Annotated in this window: 19 protein-coding genes; 3 read left to right on the top strand and 16 right to left on the bottom strand. The window is 37.8% G+C overall.

Annotation, left to right across the window (positions count from 1 at the left end):
- Positions 1–1,399: arginine--tRNA ligase (gene argS, locus BTHERMOSOX_RS05175; protein ID WP_138120061.1), on the bottom strand; the 1,399-nt coding region annotated here is incomplete at its 3' end.
- Between the two features lie 22 nt (positions 1,400–1,421).
- Complete coding sequence (gene polA / locus BTHERMOSOX_RS05180; RefSeq protein WP_138120062.1) at positions 1,422–4,160, bottom strand: DNA polymerase I; 2,739 nt, start codon at positions 4,158–4,160, stop codon at positions 1,422–1,424.
- Positions 4,161–4,273: 113 nt separating this feature from the next.
- Between polA and BTHERMOSOX_RS05185 the strand changes: the two genes are divergently transcribed.
- On the top strand, positions 4,274–4,993 hold the full coding sequence (locus BTHERMOSOX_RS05185) for an ATP-binding cassette domain-containing protein (RefSeq protein WP_138120063.1): 720 nt from the start codon (positions 4,274–4,276) through the stop codon (positions 4,991–4,993).
- A 7-nt stretch (positions 4,994–5,000) separates the two neighbouring features.
- Here the strand turns inward: BTHERMOSOX_RS05185 and BTHERMOSOX_RS05190 are convergent, their stop codons facing one another.
- Positions 5,001–5,477, bottom strand: a complete 477-nt coding sequence (locus BTHERMOSOX_RS05190; RefSeq protein ID WP_138120064.1) for a FixH family protein — start codon at positions 5,475–5,477, stop codon at positions 5,001–5,003.
- Positions 5,474–6,871 carry a cytochrome c oxidase accessory protein CcoG gene (ccoG, locus tag BTHERMOSOX_RS05195; protein WP_138120065.1) on the bottom strand — a complete coding sequence of 466 codons (1,398 nt, stop codon included), beginning with the start codon at positions 6,869–6,871 and terminating at the stop codon, positions 5,474–5,476. Before ccoG ends, BTHERMOSOX_RS05190 begins: the two co-directional genes overlap by 4 nt.
- Positions 6,872–7,112: 241 nt before the next feature.
- Between ccoG and dapD the strand changes: the two genes are divergently transcribed.
- Both dapD and BTHERMOSOX_RS05205 read left to right on the top strand, forming a co-directional pair.
- Positions 7,113–7,928, top strand: a complete 816-nt coding sequence (gene dapD / locus BTHERMOSOX_RS05200) for a 2,3,4,5-tetrahydropyridine-2,6-dicarboxylate N-succinyltransferase (protein ID WP_138120066.1) — start codon at positions 7,113–7,115, stop codon at positions 7,926–7,928.
- A gap of 9 nt (positions 7,929–7,937) precedes the next feature.
- Positions 7,938–8,693, top strand: a complete 756-nt coding sequence (locus BTHERMOSOX_RS05205; RefSeq protein ID WP_138120067.1) for an ElyC/SanA/YdcF family protein — start codon at positions 7,938–7,940, stop codon at positions 8,691–8,693.
- A gap of 54 nt (positions 8,694–8,747) precedes the next feature.
- Here BTHERMOSOX_RS05205 and BTHERMOSOX_RS05210 read toward each other — a convergent pair whose 3' ends face one another.
- From BTHERMOSOX_RS05210 to pgk, 12 genes are all read right to left on the bottom strand, one after another.
- The gene (locus BTHERMOSOX_RS05210; RefSeq protein WP_138120068.1) at positions 8,748–8,966 is read right to left on the bottom strand and encodes a hypothetical protein; all 219 of its coding nucleotides are present in this window, start codon (positions 8,964–8,966) and stop codon (positions 8,748–8,750) included.
- Positions 8,967–9,125: 159 nt separating this feature from the next.
- The gene (gene ubiA, locus BTHERMOSOX_RS05215) at positions 9,126–9,977 is read right to left on the bottom strand and encodes a 4-hydroxybenzoate octaprenyltransferase (protein ID WP_138120069.1); all 852 of its coding nucleotides are present in this window, start codon (positions 9,975–9,977) and stop codon (positions 9,126–9,128) included.
- On the bottom strand, positions 9,974–10,885 hold the full coding sequence (locus BTHERMOSOX_RS05220) for an RluA family pseudouridine synthase (RefSeq protein WP_138120070.1): 912 nt from the start codon (positions 10,883–10,885) through the stop codon (positions 9,974–9,976). The genes ubiA and BTHERMOSOX_RS05220 overlap by 4 nt, the downstream gene beginning before the upstream one ends.
- On the bottom strand, positions 10,882–11,688 hold the full coding sequence (locus BTHERMOSOX_RS05225; protein ID WP_138120071.1) for a TatD family hydrolase: 807 nt from the start codon (positions 11,686–11,688) through the stop codon (positions 10,882–10,884). Before BTHERMOSOX_RS05225 ends, BTHERMOSOX_RS05220 begins: the two co-directional genes overlap by 4 nt.
- A gap of 3 nt (positions 11,689–11,691) precedes the next feature.
- Entirely contained in the window at positions 11,692–12,000 is a 309-nt protein-coding gene (locus BTHERMOSOX_RS05230) for a hypothetical protein (RefSeq protein WP_138120072.1), read from the bottom strand.
- Positions 12,001–12,002: 2 nt separating this feature from the next.
- Complete coding sequence (locus tag BTHERMOSOX_RS05235) at positions 12,003–12,365, bottom strand: PH domain-containing protein (RefSeq protein ID WP_138120073.1); 363 nt, start codon at positions 12,363–12,365, stop codon at positions 12,003–12,005.
- 3 nt (positions 12,366–12,368) lie between these two features.
- Complete coding sequence (locus BTHERMOSOX_RS05240) at positions 12,369–13,208, bottom strand: AsmA family protein (protein WP_138120074.1); 840 nt, start codon at positions 13,206–13,208, stop codon at positions 12,369–12,371.
- Positions 13,208–13,816: a 16S rRNA (guanine(527)-N(7))-methyltransferase RsmG gene (gene rsmG, locus BTHERMOSOX_RS05245; protein ID WP_171004650.1), complete on the bottom strand. Its 609-nt coding sequence runs from the start codon at positions 13,814–13,816 to the stop codon at positions 13,208–13,210. The genes BTHERMOSOX_RS05240 and rsmG overlap by 1 nt, the downstream gene beginning before the upstream one ends.
- Positions 13,806–15,680, bottom strand: a complete 1,875-nt coding sequence (mnmG, locus tag BTHERMOSOX_RS05250) for a tRNA uridine-5-carboxymethylaminomethyl(34) synthesis enzyme MnmG (protein WP_138120076.1) — start codon at positions 15,678–15,680, stop codon at positions 13,806–13,808. Before mnmG ends, rsmG begins: the two co-directional genes overlap by 11 nt.
- Before the next feature lie 97 nt (positions 15,681–15,777).
- Positions 15,778–16,839: a class II fructose-bisphosphate aldolase gene (gene fba, locus BTHERMOSOX_RS05255; RefSeq protein ID WP_138120077.1), complete on the bottom strand. Its 1,062-nt coding sequence runs from the start codon at positions 16,837–16,839 to the stop codon at positions 15,778–15,780.
- Between the two features lie 26 nt (positions 16,840–16,865).
- Positions 16,866–18,314, bottom strand: a complete 1,449-nt coding sequence (gene pyk, locus BTHERMOSOX_RS05260) for a pyruvate kinase (protein WP_138120078.1) — start codon at positions 18,312–18,314, stop codon at positions 16,866–16,868.
- A gap of 3 nt (positions 18,315–18,317) precedes the next feature.
- On the bottom strand, positions 18,318–18,907 hold a 590-nt coding region (pgk, locus tag BTHERMOSOX_RS05265; RefSeq protein WP_138120079.1), incomplete at its 5' end, for a phosphoglycerate kinase.

The raw sequence follows: 18,907 nt of genomic DNA on the forward strand, positions 1-18,907 counted from the left end.
TTTCTTTTGCCAAAACCGAACAAATACGCGCATGTGCATATTGAATATAAAACACCGGGTTTTCATTGGTTTTTGACTTTGCTAAATCAAGATCAAAATCCATATGCTGCTCTGACTTGCGCAATATATAGAAAAAACGCGCCGCATCATCGCCCACTTCTTGGCGCAATTCTTCTAACTTAACAAACGAACCGCTTCTTGTCGACATGGCCACTTTTTTACCACTTCGATATAGATTTGCAAACTGAACTAGTAGAATTTCTAGCTTATCTGCATCATGACCTAGTGCACTAACAGAGGCTTTAACTCGGGCAATGTAGCCGTGATGATCCGAGCCCCAGATATTAATGATTTTGTCATACCCACGTTCAAATTTTTCAAGATGGTAGGCAATATCAGAGGCAAAATACGTGTGCATGCCATTTTCTCTCACCACAACACGGTCCAAATCATCGCCAAAATCTGTGGTTTTAAACCATAGTGCGCCGTCTTTTTCATAGATATGGCCCGAGGCTTGTAATGATTTAACGGTTTTTTCAGATCGTCCAGAATCCACTAATGATTGCTCTGAAAACCATTGCTGGTAATCAACGCCAAACTCTGATAAATCAGCCTTAATACCGCTAAGAATATTGTCGATAGCAAGCTTGTAGACTTTTTTATAATCAACGCCTAAAGCCTCTTTGCAATTAGCAATTAACCCATCAATGTGTTTTTCTTTATCGCCGCCATTTTTTTCGTCTTTGCATACGCCTTGAGCAATGTCATGTTTTTTTATGTTGGTAAGTTGCTTGGCAATATCGATAATATAATCACCCTTATAAGCATTATCAGGAAAAATACTTACCTCACAAAAACGCAAATAAACCGAGGTTGCCAAGATATCCATTTGGCGTCCAGCATCATTAACATAGTACTCGTTATCCACCTCAAAACCAACAGCACGCAATAAATTAGACACAGTGGCGCCGTATGCTGCACCTCTTCCATGGCCTACGTGTAGAGGCCCTGTTGGGTTGGCAGAAACAAACTCAAGTAACACTCTTTGACCTTTACCGAACTCAGACAAGCCAAATCCATCAGCTTCGCTGAGAATATCCTCAAGTACTTGATTATTTGACCCTTGCGACATGAAAAAATTAATAAATCCAGGGCCAGCAATTTCAATTTTTTCAATTTCACTTGCTTGGGTTAATTTTTCAATAATTTGTTCTGCTAATACCTTGGGCGCACACTTGGCCTGCTTGGACAAAACCATGGCAATATTAGAGGCAAAATCACCCTGGGATTTATCTTTTGAGTGGTCAATGCGAATAGTGTCAGGCAGGCTATCTAAAACACCCTCATCAATTAATGCTTGTATTGCTTGGGTTAATAATTCTTGTAATTGTTGCTTCATAATAAACCTGTCTATTTCTTAATTAGTGCGCCTGCTGCCAAGAATCACCCATGCCAACATCTACTTTTAATGGAATATCTAATGCGTAAGCGCCTTCCATTAAGCTCTTTATTTTATCGGCAAATTCGTCTGCCTTATCAGCTTTCACTTCAAACACTAATTCATCATGCACTTGCATAATCATTTTAATATCTGTGTTATTTGCACCTATCCATTGCGCAACATCTAGCATGGCCAATTTAATAATATCTGCACTTGAGCCTTGCATAGGTGCATTGATCGCGGTTCTAAGCGCGTGCTGTTGTAACATTTTATTCTTAGCATTAATTTGTGGCAAATATAATCTTCTGCCCATCACTGTTTCAACATATTCCTGAATTTTTGCAGACTCTCTAGTGTCTTCCATATAATCAGCAACGCCTGGGTAATTTTCAAAATATGCTTCGATATATTCTTTAGCCTCGGTGCGTGATACATTGATTTGCTTGGCCAGGCCAAATGCACTCATACCGTAAATCAAGCCGAAGTTAATGGCCTTTGCCCTACGTCTTTGCTCTGATGTCACATCACCAGCTAGCACCCTAAACATGGTTGCAGCAGTAGCACTATGAACATCTTGATCGTCTTTAAAGGCTTGTAGTAAATTCACATCTTGTGAAATATGTGCCATAATTCTAAGTTCAATTTGTGAGTAGTCTGCCGCAATAATAACATTGCCTTCGCTAGCAATAAAAGAACCGCGAATACGTGCACCTTGTTCGGAACGAATTGGGATATTTTGTAGGTTTGGATTTGATGAAGATAGGCGCCCCGTTGCCGTTACTGCCTGATGATACGATGTATGCAAGCGCTTAGTATGAGTATCAATTTGTTTTGGCAAAGCTTCTAAATAAGTAGAATTTAGCTTAGTTAGTGTACGATAGCTCAAAATTAAATCTACCAAAGGGTGGTCTAATAATTTTAAAGCTTCTTCATTGGTTGAGGGTGCGCCTTTAGGCGTTTTCTTCTTAGCTTCCAACCCTAGTCCTTCTTCAGAAAAAAGAATTTGTTGTATTTGTTTTGGTGATTCTAAATTAAACATCTCACCTGCTAGTTCGTAAGCTTGTGTTTGAATGCTCTGCATTTGTGATTTAATGTCAATTTGTTGAACGCCCAATGCTTGAGCGTCAAGCTTAACACCATTGCGCTCCATTTTCACCAACACCTTGACCATTGGCAGCTCTACTCGCTGATAAAGTTTTACCAACTTAGGATATTGTGCAATTTGATCATCTAAAGTTTTATTCAAAAGATCAGTTACAATCACATCTTCACAAGCATAAGGGCTGGCGATTTCCAGCGACACTTGATTAAAAGTAATTTGCTTTTTGCCTTTGCCAGCAACATCTGAAAATGAAATGGTTTGATGATTCAAGTAATACTCAGCCAAGTCATCCATATTATGGCGCGTTGCTACCGAATTTAATACATAGGATTTCACCATGGTGTCGTCTACTATGCCATTTAGATCAATTTTATAGTTAGCTAAAATATGCGCATCGTATTTAAGATTTTGACCAATTTTACCAATACTATCATCTTCCAAAATAGGCGCTAAAGCCTGCATCACTTGTTTGAAGTTTAATTGTTTTGGCGCATCTAGATAATCATGTGCCACTGGAATATAGAAACTATCTGTCTCAATTAAAAATACCCAGCCAACAATCTGCGCATTCATATAATCAAGAGAGTTAGTCTCGAGATCAAAGACAAAATGTTTAGCATTCTTTAGACGCGTTAGCATTTGTGAAAAAACAGATTCATCAACCACTGTTGTCCGAGAATAGTCTTTGGTTAAGTCTAATGCGGGGCTAACATCGGGCTCAGGATTTTCACTTTGCTCTGGTGAACTATTGTCAACTGATGCTCCGGCTACATCGCCCAGCTGCCTATGCCACATAGAAAATCCATACTGTTGATACAAACTAGCAAGCTTGACATTGTCTTGGCCGGGCTCATTATCTAAAATGTTACAAGGCAGCTCAACATCAAACTTAAGCTTAACCAGACGGTGTGATAAGTCTAATAACTCAAAATTATCACGCAGTTTTTCGCCAACTTTACCCTTGATCTCATGTGCGTTATTTTTAATACCTTCTAAGCCTTTGTACAATTCCAGCCATTTAACTGCCGTCTTTGGTCCAACACTAGGTACGCCTGGAATATTATCTGCACTATCTCCAGTTAACGCCAACAAATCTAGGATTTTCTCAGGCGCTACACCCATTTTCTCAATCACATTCTGACGATCGTATATGCCACCTTTCATATCAAGCTGAGAAATATTAGGACTAACCAACTGCATCAAATCTTTATCGCCACTGGCAATCATGGTTTTAATATTATTTTGATCTGCGCAACGACTTAGTGTGGCAATCACGTCATCAGCTTCAACCCCAGATACGCAAATAAAATGAAAGCCCATGGCTTGAATAATTTCATACAAAGGCTCAATTTGAATAATTAAATCATCCTCTGCAGGTTTTCTATGAGCTTTGTATTGTGGATATATATCATGGCGAAAATTCTTTCCCTTGGCATCAAATATAGCAATTAATTTTGCCTGTGGATATTGATTTTGCAAACGCTTAATGGCATTAATCACGCCAAAAATAGCGCCCGTTGGAAAACCTTCTTGATTGCTTAGATTTTGCTTTAAGGTAGAAAAATAAGCTCGGAATAAAAACGCCGAGCCGTCGAGTAGAATTAGTTTGTGTGGCATATTAAGGTGTCTTTAATCCAATTATAAATTTTATACAAATGCTTCTCGGTATTTTAACAAGTCAGCGTTTGCTTAAGTTGTAAAATAGCTTTACTTTCGTAATTTTTAACCCCATGTCAGAAGCACTCATACAAGTCAACCAAGTCAGTTTAAGCCATCACGGAAAAAGTATTCTTGATAATATTAGTTTTGAGCTTAAAGCGGGTGAATTTATTACTCTAATCGGCCCAAATGGTGCAGGCAAAAGCTCACTCATTAAAGTGCTATTAGGTCTTATTAAACCAGACACAGGTCGTGTTACCAAATCTAGCAAAATACGATTAGGCTATACACCGCAAAAATTCATTCCAAATGAATTAATTCCAATTTCGGTCTTAGCGTTCTTAAAGCTTAATCAAAAAATTGACGCTGATTTTCTACATGAAACAGCGCAATTAACCAGTATTGAGGCGATTTTAAGCAATGAATTAAACACACTATCTGGGGGTGAGATGCAGCGCGTTTTATTGGCAAGAGCGCTCTTGGCCAAACCTAATGTCTTAATTCTTGATGAACCTGCTCAAAATCTTGATGTCAATGGTCAGATGCATTTATACAAACTAATCCAAGATATTCATCAAAAGCAAGGCTGTGCGGTATTAATGGTCTCGCATGATTTACACCGAGTAATGAAAGAATCCACCCAAGTGTTATGCTTGTACCATCATATTTGTTGCATGGGTCAGCCAGAATCTATTTTAAAAGACTCTCAATTCAATGATTTATTTGCTGATCAAATGGATGAGTTGATGGCAACTTACGAACATCACCATAATCACTGCCACGAAGACTAATCCGCCTTTACTGTGCAAACATCCGAGCTGAACTTTGCTGCATGAAACTACCTTTAGACACCTCAATCAAAAGATCCCAACGACCTTTAAGTGGCAGCTCAACCTCTACCTGATAACCACCATCATCCAGTTTGGTCATTGGCACTGAGAAGTCATGCTTCATTTCTAACGGTCGATAAAAATAAGCAATGGCATTTGCCTTATTTAACCGCTTACCTTGTTTAGCGCTAATGGCTTGATAAGTTTGCTTAACTTTATGAATGATCACTTCAGGTAGTTTTAATTCAAGCTTCCAACCTTGTTGCTGTAATTTATCACGACTTTCCAGGGTTTTTCCATAACGCTCACCGGTCTCATAAGCATCAGCCACAACCATACCTGGATGCGTCTCAAGGGCTGTCATAATACGCCAAATTGTAGAGCTCACCAATATTAGAAATAACGCCAGCATTAACATCATAATTGGAGATTTTTGTATACTCATCGCATGCTACTCGGAGTGAAGAAAGTGGTTTTATATTCTAATGTAGATTTGTCACTCTTAACCACAAAAGTTACCTCATGATTGTCGCCCACATTTTGCTCATAAGCAGATAAATATACAAAGATAGATTTCACATTGCCAATTGGAATTGTCACCATACCTAACGGCTTATTAGGCTTAAGCTCTTTAATCTGACTAATAACACTAATATCCACCTGCATATCTTTATCGGTTTTATTCATCACCTTTAATTCGTATTTGTTACGAATAGAGCCATCTGATAATTGAACAAATAGTGGTTGCCTGTCGTGTAATACCTTAAGATCCATAGAGGATAGCGTGCCCATACCATAACCCAACACAGTGATCGCAGCCACTAAAATGATGCTATAAACAATCACTCTTGGACGTTTATAAATAGGTTCTGGTGTTCGATTAAACTCAAGCTCATTTAAAGAAGTGTAACGAATTAATCCTTTTGGTTTTCCAACTTTTTCCATCACTGCATCACAGGCATCAATACACAAGCCACAAGTAATACAGCCATATTCTTGACCTTTACGGATATCAACACCCGTCGGACAAACAGCGACACACTGATTACAATCAATACAATCACCGTTACCTTCAACAAATTCACCACGTTTTAGCTTGCCGCGACTTTCACCGCGATAATGATCATAAGTTGGCATGATGGTTTGATTGTCAACCATAGCACCCTGAATACGCGCATAAGGACAAACCCACATACACGATTGCTCACGCATAAATCCTGCGAACACATAGGCACCTGAGGCGATCGCCACCGTAATAGTTAGTGTTGTTGTGGTAATGTTGGCATTAAAATAATCTGCCCAAGTAACGCCAAAATACAACATCCATGTAACACCCGAGAATAGGGCAATGGCAATCCAAATAACATGTTTAATTATTTTGAGTTTAAATTTGTTAAAGCCCATTGGAGCTTTATCTAACTTACGGCGCTTTGCAGGTGTGCCTTCAATTTTATTTTCTACCCAAGTAAAAATATCTGTCCAAATTGTTTGAAAGCAAAAATAACCACAAAATACTCGGCCAACAACGGTGGTTACAGCAGCCAATAGGATAGCTAAAAATAACAACACCATGGTTAGCATCCAAATATCTTGAGGGAAAATAGTGACATCAAATAGGTGATAACGTCTATTTTCCATGTCAAACATAATGGCTTGTTTGCCATTCCACATCATATAAGGACCGAGAAAAAATGGCGTCCAAAGAAGGATCGCTATCCACTTAAATTTACGAAATTTTCCACCTATGCGCTTAGCATGAATAGTTTCATCACCTAAATTTTGAATCCACTGTTCATCCTCTTCATACAAATTTTCAATCTGAATTTTTTTATCGCTCATCTCTCTTCACTATATATTTGAAAACGTTGATATCATAACATTTTTCTTGATTTTTTTATTGATCTAAATCAAATTAATTAAAGATACAGGTCATATTTTATCGCTATTAAGCCTCTAAATGATGAAATAAACAAATAGCCGTAATCGGTGTTTTCGATTACCTACTGGCTGTATTTATCGGCCAAGTGAATAATCAGAATATGCATCTGATATAATGTCTATTTTTTTGATTAAACTAACCATGAAAGATATTATCGAAGCTGCTTTTGAAGACAGAGCAAACATCAACCCACAAACTGTAACAGCAGAAGTAAAGCAAGCAGTTAACGAGGCCATTCGCATGCTTGATTCAGGTGAGGCTCGTGTTGCCGAGCAACGCGGCATTGGCGACTGGGTAGTAAATGAATGGCTTAAAAAAGCAGTTTTATTATCTTTCAGAATTAAAGACAACACGCCAATGCAAGGTGGCTTTACTCAATATTACGATAAGGTAGATTCTAAATTTTCTGACATGACAGCAGATGAATTTAAAGCAACTGGCGTTCGTGTTGTTCCACCAGCAACTGCACGTCGTGGATCATACATTGCAAAAGATACTGTATTAATGCCTTCTTACATTAATATCGGTGCTTATGTTGATTCTGGCACCATGGTTGATACTTGGTCAACAGTTGGCTCGTGCGCACAAATTGGTAAAAATGTTCACCTTTCAGGTGGCGTTGGCATCGGTGGCGTATTAGAACCATTACAAGCAAGCCCTACTATTATCGAAGATAACTGCTTTATCGGTGCGCGCTCTGAAGTAGTGGAAGGCGTTATTGTTGAAGAGGGTGCAGTGATTTCTATGGGTGTTTACATTGGACAATCAACCAAAATCTTAAATCGTGAAACTGGTGAAATTACTTATGGTCGTATTCCAGCAGGCTCAGTAGTAGTATCGGGCAGCATACCTTCTAAAGATGGTAGCCACTCACTTTACTGTGCGGTCATCGTTAAACAAGTAGATGCAAAAACTCGCTCTAAAGTAGGAATTAATGAATTACTAAGAGGAATTTAACAGCTCTCAATGGAGTTCTTATTCCTAACAAAGAAGGTTGTTGCTTTCTTTGTTGAGCCTTTAGGTTTAATCCTTACTTTAGCTAGCATTGGCTTATATTATCTATATAAGTCAAATCATTCAAAAGCTAAAGTATTTCTAAGTGTTGCTATATTTTTACTACTGGCTTTTAGCTATCCTCCGATCGCCAATGGCTTAATCAAGCAACTAGAGGCTACTTACTCGAAATATATTCAAACTGATGATCAAATTGAATATATTCACGTACTAGGTGGTGGCCATTACAACAATTCAGATTGGCCACTCTCTGCACAAATTAGTAATACCAGCCTAAAAAGAACTTTAGAAGGTATTAGTATTTTTAAACAAATAAACAGTCCCAATTTAAAGCTAATTTTTACTGGATTTCCTGGTTTAGATAACCAAACTTCCAATGCTGAGATGAATGCAAAGATTGCTAGAATTGCAAATATTTCCAACGATCACTTAATTATTAACAGTAAACCAAAAGATACTCAGGAAGAGGCCGCGTTTGCTGAATCAATTATTGGCAATAAGCCATTTATACTAGTAACTTCTGCATCTCACATGCCAAGAGCCATCAAACTTTTTAAAAATCTAGGACTCAATCCAATTGCTGCTCCTACTGATTTTAAAGGAAAAAATAAGCCATTATTTTCTGCACCAACCATTGGATCTTTTAAAAAATCAAAAAATGCTGTTCATGAATTTTTAGGCATTGCCTGGGCTTATTTGGTTAGGTAAAAACCAATAAAAATCCCGCCATATGGCGGGATTTTTATTGAGTAACGCTGTTATTTACTTATTAAAGATTGTATATAACAAAGCTACGGCAACCAAACCAACAAGGTTTGCAGCGCCAAGCTGAGTAATAATTGTTGTTAATGAACCAATAACATCTCCCGGTAAGAACGCTGATGCCGTGCCAAAAATAATTTGAACAACAACTGCTAGTGCAATTAGTGCAACACCCGCTGTAGTCAATTCTTTGATCCAACCTGTAATTTTATTTAACATTGTATTTCCCCTCTTTAGTTATTATGATAATTCAACATCTTTGTCGAATTGGTAATAATTTAGAGTATTTATTGATTTATGTCAAGTTTTTTGTGAAGAAAAAGCGAAATAAGTTGTATTTTTGCCACTAAATATTGAAAAAATGAGAATTTTTATCAGCTACAGGCCAAGCCCTGTAACAGATAATGTAATTCCGATAAAAATAACCATGCCAATGTAATTATTATGCAAAAAAGCCTTAAAACAAGCTGTTTTTTCTCGCTTTCTGATTAAAATTTGATGATAAATCATTAAAATTGACGCTAAAAGTACCGAAATATCAAAAATATCGGTCATTTTGAAAATTTCCGATATTTTTAAAAAAACCAATATTAATCCAATTTGCAATGCAGCGAGAATCAATCGATCGTATTTTGCAAATAATACGGCAGTTGATTTAACCCCAATTTTAATATCTTCTTCTCGATCAGCCATGGCGTACATGGTGTCATAAATTACCGTCCAAATAACAGTGGCTACAAAAATCCACCAAGCTGAAGTTGGCACAAAATTATTGGTTGCTGCAAAGGACATTGGCACACTCATGGCAAAAGCAGCGCCTAGTACAAATTGAGGTAGGTGCGTCCAACGCTTGGTAAATGGGTATAGTGCCGCTAGAAAAACTGCCACAATCGCTAATTGCACTGTCAATACATTAGTTAACAATACTAATCCAAATGCGATAATAATTAAACCAGTAAAAACTTTTAATGCCTGAGTGGCTGAAATTTCACCTGAAATAATTGGACGGTGTTGAGTACGCTGAACAAATTGGTCAATGTGTCGATCTGCATAATCATTAATGACACAGCCTGCTGATCGCATTAATACAACGCCTAAAATAAATATAACTAACAACTCTATTTTAGGCCAACCATCAGCTGCTAAAAACAATGCCCATAAGGTTGGCCACAATAATAAATAAATTCCAACTGGTTTATCTAGGCGCATTAAACGAGCATAGACATTCATAACTTATCTAAGAAATCTTGTAATTCAACTGATAATGGTGCTTTGGCACTTTGAATATCGCCCGTCATCGGGTTGGTAAAAGTTAATTGATGTGCATGTAAAAATAAACGCTTAAGCCCTCGAAACTTCACTTGTCGATCAAATTCTTTATCGCCATACTTATCATCGCAAGCAATTGCATGTTCGGCATATTTGGCGTGTGCTCGGATTTGATGGGTTCGACCCGTTTCAATAGTCACCTCAACCAATGAAGCAGAAAAATCATCTTTATTGAAATTTTTAAGTGGCTGGAAATGACTCACTGAATGTTTGCCCTTACTATCGATTACGGTGTATCTTGAATTTTGATATAAAGGTGCGTCAATAGTGTGGCGCTTCTTTGACCAAACGCCTTTAACCAATGCGGTATAACGTTTTTCCATTTCATGTTTATTTAACTGTTCGTGTAAGTTTTTAAGGACGCTGCGTTTTTTTGCAATCAGCAATACACCAGACGTTGCACGATCAAGCCTGTGAACTAATTCAATCGGCTCTTTGTAAACCGATCTTAACGCCTCGATCACACCAGTATCCACGCCACTACCACTATGCACCGCAATACCACTTGGTTTATTGATAATCAACAGACCTTTGTCCTCATAGATAATCGAATCCAATAATATTTTCTTTAAACTGTCTGAGACGTGAACTGATTTTTTCTCATTGACTGTGATAGGTGGAATGCGCACAATATCGTCCCGCATGAGCTTGTAATCAGCTTTTTTTCTGCCTTTATTAACACGCACTTCACCTTTTCGAATAACACGATATATATGCGATTTAGGCACGCCTTTAAGGATTTTAACCAAATAATTATCAAGGCGCTGACCCTGAGAAAATTCATCAATCGTCTTAAAGCTAACACTCATACAACTGAGAAGCCGGGCTTATCAGCTGGCTGACCTTTAAAAAATAGGTTGTTAAAATTTTGAGTCGTGGCTTGTGCAATTTTATCAATGCTCACACTTCTGATTTCAGCCAGTTTTTCTGCCACATAATATGTATAAGCAGGTGAGTTTGGTCTGCCTCTATTTGGCACTGGGGTTAAGTATGGAGAATCTGTTTCTACCAATAAACGATCAGTAGGGACTTTTTTAGCTACTTCTCTTAGTGCTTCTGCACTTTTAAAAGTAACAATGCCAGAAAATGAAATATAAAAACCCAGGTCTAAAGCCGCTTTAGCCGTTTCCCAGTCTTCTGAAAAACAATGCATAACACCTGCATTGGCTTTTTCTTCAGCCATAATGCGAATGGTATCTTCTTTGGCGTTACGCGTATGAATAATCATCGGCTTACCTGATTGATTTGAGGCAGCGATATGACGTCTAAAACGATCTCTTTGCCAATCAGCAGATTCTTTTTCTACGTGAAAATAGTCAAGCCCGGTTTCTCCAATAGCAATAATTCTATCATCATCTGCCAATGCTAGTAATTCTTCTACACTAGGATCTTGCCCCTCTTGCTCAACTGGGTGCACACCTACAGAGGCGTAGATTTGATCGTGCTGCTTAGCTAAAGATAAAACATCATCAAAATGCTCTAAGTCAATACAAACACATAAAAATTGTTTAACGGATAATTCTTCCGCATGCGCCAGCATTGACTTAATACTGCCGCCAAATTGAGTTAAATCAACTCTATCAATATGACAATGTGAATCAATAATTTTCAAAGGTTAAAAAATCCAGGCTAATAAAAACCAAATAGTAACAAAGAAAAGTAAAAATCCAATCAATAAGAATTGCAATTCGCCTAACAATCCATCGCCCGAAGCAATGGTAAAAATAATCATTAACACTGAGGTGATAAAAAATGCAATAATTGCTGATTCTTTAATGCCCAATCCGGGTTCTAAGTGAGTGGTAAAAATATCGGCCAGTACAGGAAAAAGTAACACCATAGAAAATACCAAAATAACAACCAATGAAATTAACGCAATGGCTATTTCTCGAGATTCATTTTTATCGTTAGTGTCAATACTCATCTCTAGTTAATATATTCTCTAATTTTATTTGGATTTGGCATGCCTACTGCGACAATTTCCGGCGAATCTCCTGCGGTGTAAAGCTCTATTGTGCCAGTGCCAAGTATGCGATTAAAGAATGATTGTTTAACTTTAATGGTTCTAACGCTGTCAATCTTAATCTCTGATCGTTCTTTACTTAACAGACCTTGTTCAAATAAAATTTCAGTTTCAGTCACTGTTAACTTAGCTGCTTTATTTTGCAAATGCCATATCAGAAAAATAATCAGCCCAAGGCCAAAAACAGGTATCAATATCAGTGCTAAAATAAATTTAAATGGATTATTTTTGAACATCACTGGATGTTCTGCATAAAGTATTTTCATAGTTTAAAATCCAAAGTTTTTAAGCAAATCTTGAGTTTTACTTTTTAATTGATTGCCAAGAGCGTCGTTTAGTTTATCTTTTGCAATATCTTTAATGTTACTAACACCTTCATTAACGCGATCTAAATTAAACCTATCTTGTAGGTTTTCTATGCCTAGTTTACTGCCTATTTTGCGCATCAAGGTTTCTTTAATTTTCTTTTTTCCTGCTTCAATGCCTTGTTTTTCTAAAGTTTTTTTCAAATTATTCAGAATTTTTTGAGCAACTTCTTTTCCAATTTGATTCATCTCAACACCTGAATTTCCACCGAAATTACTCGCTAAAATATTGGGCACTTTTAAAGTGGTTTTAAGCCAGTCTGTATCAATTTTTAGTGAAATATTACTCACCTCAAGTCGTTTAACCTTAATACGGTGGGAATCGTTAATACTCGTTTCATTTTGGTTTTTATCGAAATTTTCGCTCGTTTTATCTAGATTATCAATTAAAGTTGATAAGTTAACTTGGGTAGAGTTTTGTTCTAAAACAAACTCTAATCCATCAAATTTAACCTCGTTAATGACTATCAAATCATCACTGATATCACCCATTTTTAAAGAAAAATGATTTAATAAGAGTGCATTTTTATTATTAAAATTAGGTGGATTTTGCACTTCAATAAAATCAATATTTAAACTTTTATCTAAAAAACTACTTTCAAGTTGACTAATTTTAACAGGTGTTTTTAACAGGTGTTTTGCATAATCTTGTGTGTAATTTTTTGCAATACCATCAAATAAAAATGTTATTGCTAATATTATAATCACTACCAAAGTTAACAATCCATATATTATTTTTTTCATTATTTTTTCATTATTTCAATTAAAAATCGCCTGCCAAGTGAGCTGGGTACATTAAGTACATGTTGACGTGTATTTTTTGACAAATTTTCTTGTGTTATGTTTGCACCCTTCATTAACAAGTATTTGCCATTATCACATAATAAGTGCGCACTTAAGTCTAATGTTTTTTTTACCTCAGCAAAAGCACGTGACGTGATTTGACTAAAACACTGCGCTGGTTGGTAGCTTTCAACACGTTGATTAACGACTGTTAAATTTTTAAGCTTCAATTGAGTTTTAACGTATTGCATAAATCGACATTTTTTACCCACTGTGTCTAAAACACTGACGGATAAATTAGGCTTCATAATAGCGATTACAATACCTGGTAAACCAGCACCACTGCCAATATCAAGCAAATCTCCTCTGCCAATATAGCTAATAATTGACAAACTATCTAATAAATGCTGTTCAACACCTTGTTCAGGAGTTCTAATGGCACTTAAATTATAAGTTTTATTCCACTTAATTATTAATTCAAGATATTGCAACAATTTAGCAACTTGAATTTCTTCTAATTCAATCCCTATTTGCTTTGCACCCTGTTTTAGTTGTGTTTCAATTGTCATGATTTTTATAAGTTTTTAAATAAACCAATAAAATGGAGATTGAAGCTGGTGTTACGCCTTGAATTCGACTTGCCTGACCAATGGTTTCGGGGCGATGTTCGGTGAGTTTTTGTCGCACTTCAGCTGACAAAGCCTTGATAGAATTGTAATCCATATCTTGTGCAAGTGCAGTGTTCTCATTCTTTCGATATTTTTCAATCTCGTCCATCTGACGTTTGATATATCCAGCATATTTAATCTGATTTTCAACTACACCAATCAGTGTCCTGTCAGTTAAATACGGCTCACCAGATTTTATTTTACTCAATATTTCATAATTCACCTTAGGGCGTTTTAATAATTCCAATAATGAATATTCATGATTTAAGCTCTGGCCCAATACTTCGCCAGCCTGATCATCACTCGCCTGAATCCAGGTAGTTTTTAATCGATTTTTTTCCTTGGCAACAACTTCATACTTTCGAGAAAATGCCTGCCAACGACCCTTATCAATCAAGCCCAACTCATGTGCTTTAGGAGTTAGGCGCTCATCCGCATTACCCTCTCTTAATAGCAGTCGATACTCTGCGCGTGAAGTAAATATACGGTAAGGCTCGTTCGTGCCTTTAGTAATTAAATCATCAACCATCACCCCAATATAACTTTCATCACGCTTTGGCAACCAAGGATCAATATTTTTCACCGCACAGGCTGCGTTGACACCTGCCAATAAACCTTGAGCAGCAGCTTCTTCATAACCTGTAGTACCGTTAATTTGACCAGCAAAATATAAATTGGCAATGCGCTTAACTTCAAGCGTTTGCCTTAGTCCACGCGGATCAAAGAAATCATACTCAATGGCGTAACCTGGACGTACAATCTGAGCATTCTCAAAGCCCTTGATAGAGCGAATAAAATCAACCTGAACTTCGTATGGCAACGAAGTTGATATGCCATTTGGATAAACCTCGTTGGTAGTTAAACCTTCTGGTTCAACAAAAATTTGATGAGAATTACGCTCTTCAAATCGCACCACTTTATCTTCAATTGACGGACAATATCTTGGCCCAATGCCCTCAATATTACCCGTGTACATTGGAGAATCTTTAAGGCCTGCGCGGATAAAATCATGCGCTTTTTCATTAGTATGCGTAATAAAACATGATATTTGTTTTGGATGATCAGACAATTTACCCATAAATGAAAAACTTGGTAAAGGCGTATCACCGGGCTGTTCTTGCATCAGTGAATAATCCAAACTTCGGCCATCTAATCTGGGTGGCGTACCTGTCTTTAGTCGCCCCACACCTAAGTCATACTCTCTTAGTTTAATTGACAACGGATTTGATGGTGCATCACCAGCTCGTCCACCTTGGAAATTCTTTTGACCAATATGAATAACGCCACCCAAGAAAGTGCCTGAGGTAAGAATCACCTTTTCTGCACTAAAGCTAAGCCCCATTTGAGTAACGATGCCAGTCACCACATCATTTTCAATAATTAAATCATCTACTGCTTGTTGAAATAAAGATAAGTTTTCTTGGTTTTCTAATGCATGACGAATAGCGGCTTTATACAATACGCGGTCGGCTTGGGCGCGAGTTGCTCTAACTGCAGGACCCTTAGAGGCATTTAGCGTTCTAAACTGAATGCCTGATTTATCAATAGCCTTGGCCATTGCACCACCCATCGCATCAATCTCTTTAACCAAATGACCCTTACCAATACCACCAATCGCAGGATTACAACTCATTTGCCCAAGTGTTTCGATGTTATGAGAAATCAACAGCGTACGTACACCCATGCGTGCACTTGCCAGCGCTGCTTCGGTACCGGCGTGTCCACCGCCAATGACAATTACTTGATACTCATTACTCTGACTCATTTACCTACCCTTTAACAAAAAAAGGCCCGTCATAAACGAGCCCTTTTATTTTTTAAGCTTTAAGAAACCCTTGCAACGCGAAAGTCTCTTTAACTAACTACTTAATTTGAGCGTCTAATTCACCAGAAGCATATCGTTGAGACATGGTATCTAATGAAGATATTTTAATCTTGTCTGCTTGACCTGCTGCACCAAATGCTTCAAAACGTGCTGCAACAATATCACTCATTGCATTCGTAGCTTCTTTGTAGAATTTACGTGGATCGAAGTTTGATGTATTTTCAGCTAAGTGCTTACGAATCGCACCAGTAGATGCCATACGTAAATCAGTATCGATGTTTACCTTACGAACACCGTGTCTGATACCTTCTTGGATTTCAGTTACTGGAACACCGTAAGTTTGGCCCATGTCACCACCGAAGTCATTGATAGTCTTTAACCAATCTTGTGGCACTGAAGATGAACCATGCATTACTAAGTGTGTGTTCGGAATACGTGCATGGATATCTTTAATACGGTCAATACGTAAAACATCACCTGTAGGCTCAGCTGTAAACTTGTATGCACCATGAGATGTACCAATAGCAATCGCTAATGCATCAACGTTAGTTGCCTTAACAAAGTCAGCCGCTTCTTCAACAGAAGTTAGTAGCATTTCCATGTCTAATTTACCTTCAGCACCATGGCCATCTTCTTCACCCATCATTCCAGTTTCTAATGAGCCTAAACAACCTAGCTCGCCTTCAACAGATACACCACCTGCGTGTGCCATTGCTACCACTTCTTTTGTTACAGCAACATTGTATTCAAATGAAGAAGGTGTTTTACAATCTGCTTCCAAAGAGCCATCCATCATTACTGATGAAAAACCTGACTGGATTGAGCGCAAACATACTGCTGGCTCTGAACCGTGATCCTGGTGCATTACTACCGGGATGTGTGGGTACATTTCAGTTGCCGCAATAATTAAATGACGTAAAAACGGCTCACCTGCATAACCACGCGCACCTGCAGAACCCTGCATAATAACCGGTGAATTGGTTTTATCTGCAGCTTCCATGATTGCATGAACTTGCTCCATGTTGTTTACGTTAAACGCCGGCATTCCGTAGCCGTTTTCTGCTGCGTGATCTAATAATTCTCTTAATGAAATTAACATTTTTTCTCCTTTACTTATTTAATTTTTTAATACTCATTGTCGCCAACATGAAGAATTTTCATCATGTTAGTTCCACCTGATTTATCTTTATACATACCTTTGGTCAATACTACCAAATCTCCATCCTTAACAACACCATTTTTAGTCAGTGTATCAATCACTTTCTGATTAACATCTGACCAGTCGCTGCCTGTATCCTTATCAATGCCGCATGGGTATACGCCACGATATAATGTTACTTTACGTAAGGTCTGCACACTGTCTGACATTGCATAAATTGAAACATCGGAGCTAATTCTTGACATCCACATGGCTGTTTTGCCTGTTTCTGTCAAGGCTGCAACTACTTTAACACCTAAATGATTAGCCGCATACATAGCGCTCATGGCAATGGTTTCATCAATATCGCTAAATTTTTCATTTAAACGGTGATGAGAAACCTTAGCAATTGGATTTTTTTCTGCTTCTTCACAAACTTCAGCCATGGTTAATACCGCATTTCTAGGGTATGAACCCGCGGCAGTTTCAGCCGAAAGCATTACCGCATCAGTACCATCTAATACCGCATTAGCCACGTCAAACACTTCAGCACGAGTTGGAATTGGATTTTCAATCATCGACTCTAGCATTTGCGTTGCGGTGATAACGATACGATCATTTGACCGAGCCATCCTAATTAAGCGTTTTTGTTGAGCTGGCAATTGTGCATCACCAATTTCAACACCTAAGTCACCACGAGCAACCATAATGCCGGCAGATTCATTAATAATGTCTTGAATAGTTTCTTCTTTTAGTGATTCAGCACGCTCAATCTTAGAAATTACGCCCGCTTTACAGCCTGCTTCAATTAATAAAGCTTTAGTTTCACGTACATCATCACCACTCACTGGGAATGAAAGCGCTACATAATCAGCATTAGCTTTTGCCGCAGTAAAGATATCTTTTTTATCTTTTTCAGTCAATGCATTTGCTGATAAACCACCACCACGTAGATTGATACCTTTTTTATCTGACAACACGCCACCCTGGGTAACCACGGTATTAATCTTGTTGCCTTCAATACTGCTCACTTCTAAAACAATCTTGCCATCATCTAGAATTAAGATGTTGCCAGGCTTTACCTCTTGAGGCAATGTCTTATAAGCAATACCGACAGACTTTTGATTGCCCAGCAATTTATCCTGGTCTGCATCTAATACAAATGTATCGCCATTTTTTAGATCTATCTTGATGCCGTCTTTAAAAGAAGCAATACGAATCTTAGGGCCTTGAAGATCCATTAAAACACCAATATAAGTATTATTTACATGCGCCCATTCACGCACCGCTTTAACTCGTTCCAAATGCTCTTCTTCAGAGCCATGTGAAAAGTTAATACGTACGACATTAACACCTGCTTCTAGAATGCTTTCTAAAACCCCAGGCTTATCCGTTGCTGGCCCCAAGGTTGCTAAGATTTTAGTTCTTCTAGTCAAGCTCTACTCCGCCGCTCTTTTTTCTAAAATTTCTACAGCAGGTAGTTTTTTTCCTTCTAAGAATTCTAAGAATGCACCGCCACCTGTCGAAATGTAGCTAACCTTATCTTCAATACCATACTTATCAACGGCTGCCAAAGTGTCACCACCACCAGCAATAGAAAATGCATCTGAGTTAGCAATTGCCATAGCGATTGTCTTTGTTCCACCTTCAAATTGATCAAATTCAAATACACCAACTGGGCCATTCCATACGATTGTGCCAGCATTCTTCATAATATCAGCTAATTCTTGAGCAGAATTTGGACCAATATCAAAAATCATATCATCATCAACCACTTCATTTGAAACTTTGGTGACTGCTTCAGCTGTTTCAGAAAACTCCTTGCCACAAACCACATCTGTCGGTACAGGGATTTCACAATCCTTCATTAGCTTCTGGGCAGTAGGGATTAAGTCTTTTTCGTATAATGATTTACCAACATTGTGACCTTGTGCTGCAATGAAAGTATTAGCAATACCGCCGCCAACAACTAGCTGATCTACAATTTTAGATAAAGACTCTAAAACTGTTAACTTAGTTGATACTTTAG

The sequence above is a fragment of the Bathymodiolus heckerae thiotrophic gill symbiont genome, from assembly GCF_900128515.1.
In the GTDB taxonomy this organism is placed as follows: domain Bacteria; phylum Pseudomonadota; class Gammaproteobacteria; order PS1; family Pseudothioglobaceae; genus Thioglobus_A.

What these genes read in the sequence shown, in the direction of transcription:
- polA (WP_138120062.1), bottom strand. Translation starts at nt 4,160, where the DNA reads ATGCCACACAAACTAATTCTACTCGACGGCTCGGCGTTTTTATTCCGA.
- BTHERMOSOX_RS05185 (WP_138120063.1), top strand. Translation starts at nt 4,274, where the DNA reads ATGTCAGAAGCACTCATACAAGTCAACCAAGTCAGTTTAAGCCATCAC.
- BTHERMOSOX_RS05190 (WP_138120064.1), bottom strand. Translation starts at nt 5,477, where the DNA reads ATGAGTATACAAAAATCTCCAATTATGATGTTAATGCTGGCGTTATTT.
- ccoG (WP_138120065.1), bottom strand. Translation starts at nt 6,871, where the DNA reads ATGAGCGATAAAAAAATTCAGATTGAAAATTTGTATGAAGAGGATGAA.
- dapD (WP_138120066.1), top strand. Translation starts at nt 7,113, where the DNA reads ATGAAAGATATTATCGAAGCTGCTTTTGAAGACAGAGCAAACATCAAC.
- BTHERMOSOX_RS05205 (WP_138120067.1), top strand. Translation starts at nt 7,938, where the DNA reads ATGGAGTTCTTATTCCTAACAAAGAAGGTTGTTGCTTTCTTTGTTGAG.
- BTHERMOSOX_RS05210 (WP_138120068.1), bottom strand. Translation starts at nt 8,966, where the DNA reads ATGTTAAATAAAATTACAGGTTGGATCAAAGAATTGACTACAGCGGGT.
- ubiA (WP_138120069.1), bottom strand. Translation starts at nt 9,977, where the DNA reads ATGAATGTCTATGCTCGTTTAATGCGCCTAGATAAACCAGTTGGAATT.
- BTHERMOSOX_RS05220 (WP_138120070.1), bottom strand. Translation starts at nt 10,885, where the DNA reads ATGAGTGTTAGCTTTAAGACGATTGATGAATTTTCTCAGGGTCAGCGC.
- BTHERMOSOX_RS05230 (WP_138120072.1), bottom strand. Translation starts at nt 12,000, where the DNA reads ATGAGTATTGACACTAACGATAAAAATGAATCTCGAGAAATAGCCATT.
- BTHERMOSOX_RS05235 (WP_138120073.1), bottom strand. Translation starts at nt 12,365, where the DNA reads ATGAAAATACTTTATGCAGAACATCCAGTGATGTTCAAAAATAATCCA.
- BTHERMOSOX_RS05240 (WP_138120074.1), bottom strand. Translation starts at nt 13,208, where the DNA reads ATGAAAAAAATAATATATGGATTGTTAACTTTGGTAGTGATTATAATA.
- rsmG (WP_171004650.1), bottom strand. Translation starts at nt 13,816, where the DNA reads ATGACAATTGAAACACAACTAAAACAGGGTGCAAAGCAAATAGGGATT.
- mnmG (WP_138120076.1), bottom strand. Translation starts at nt 15,680, where the DNA reads ATGAGTCAGAGTAATGAGTATCAAGTAATTGTCATTGGCGGTGGACAC.
- fba (WP_138120077.1), bottom strand. Translation starts at nt 16,839, where the DNA reads ATGTTAATTTCATTAAGAGAATTATTAGATCACGCAGCAGAAAACGGC.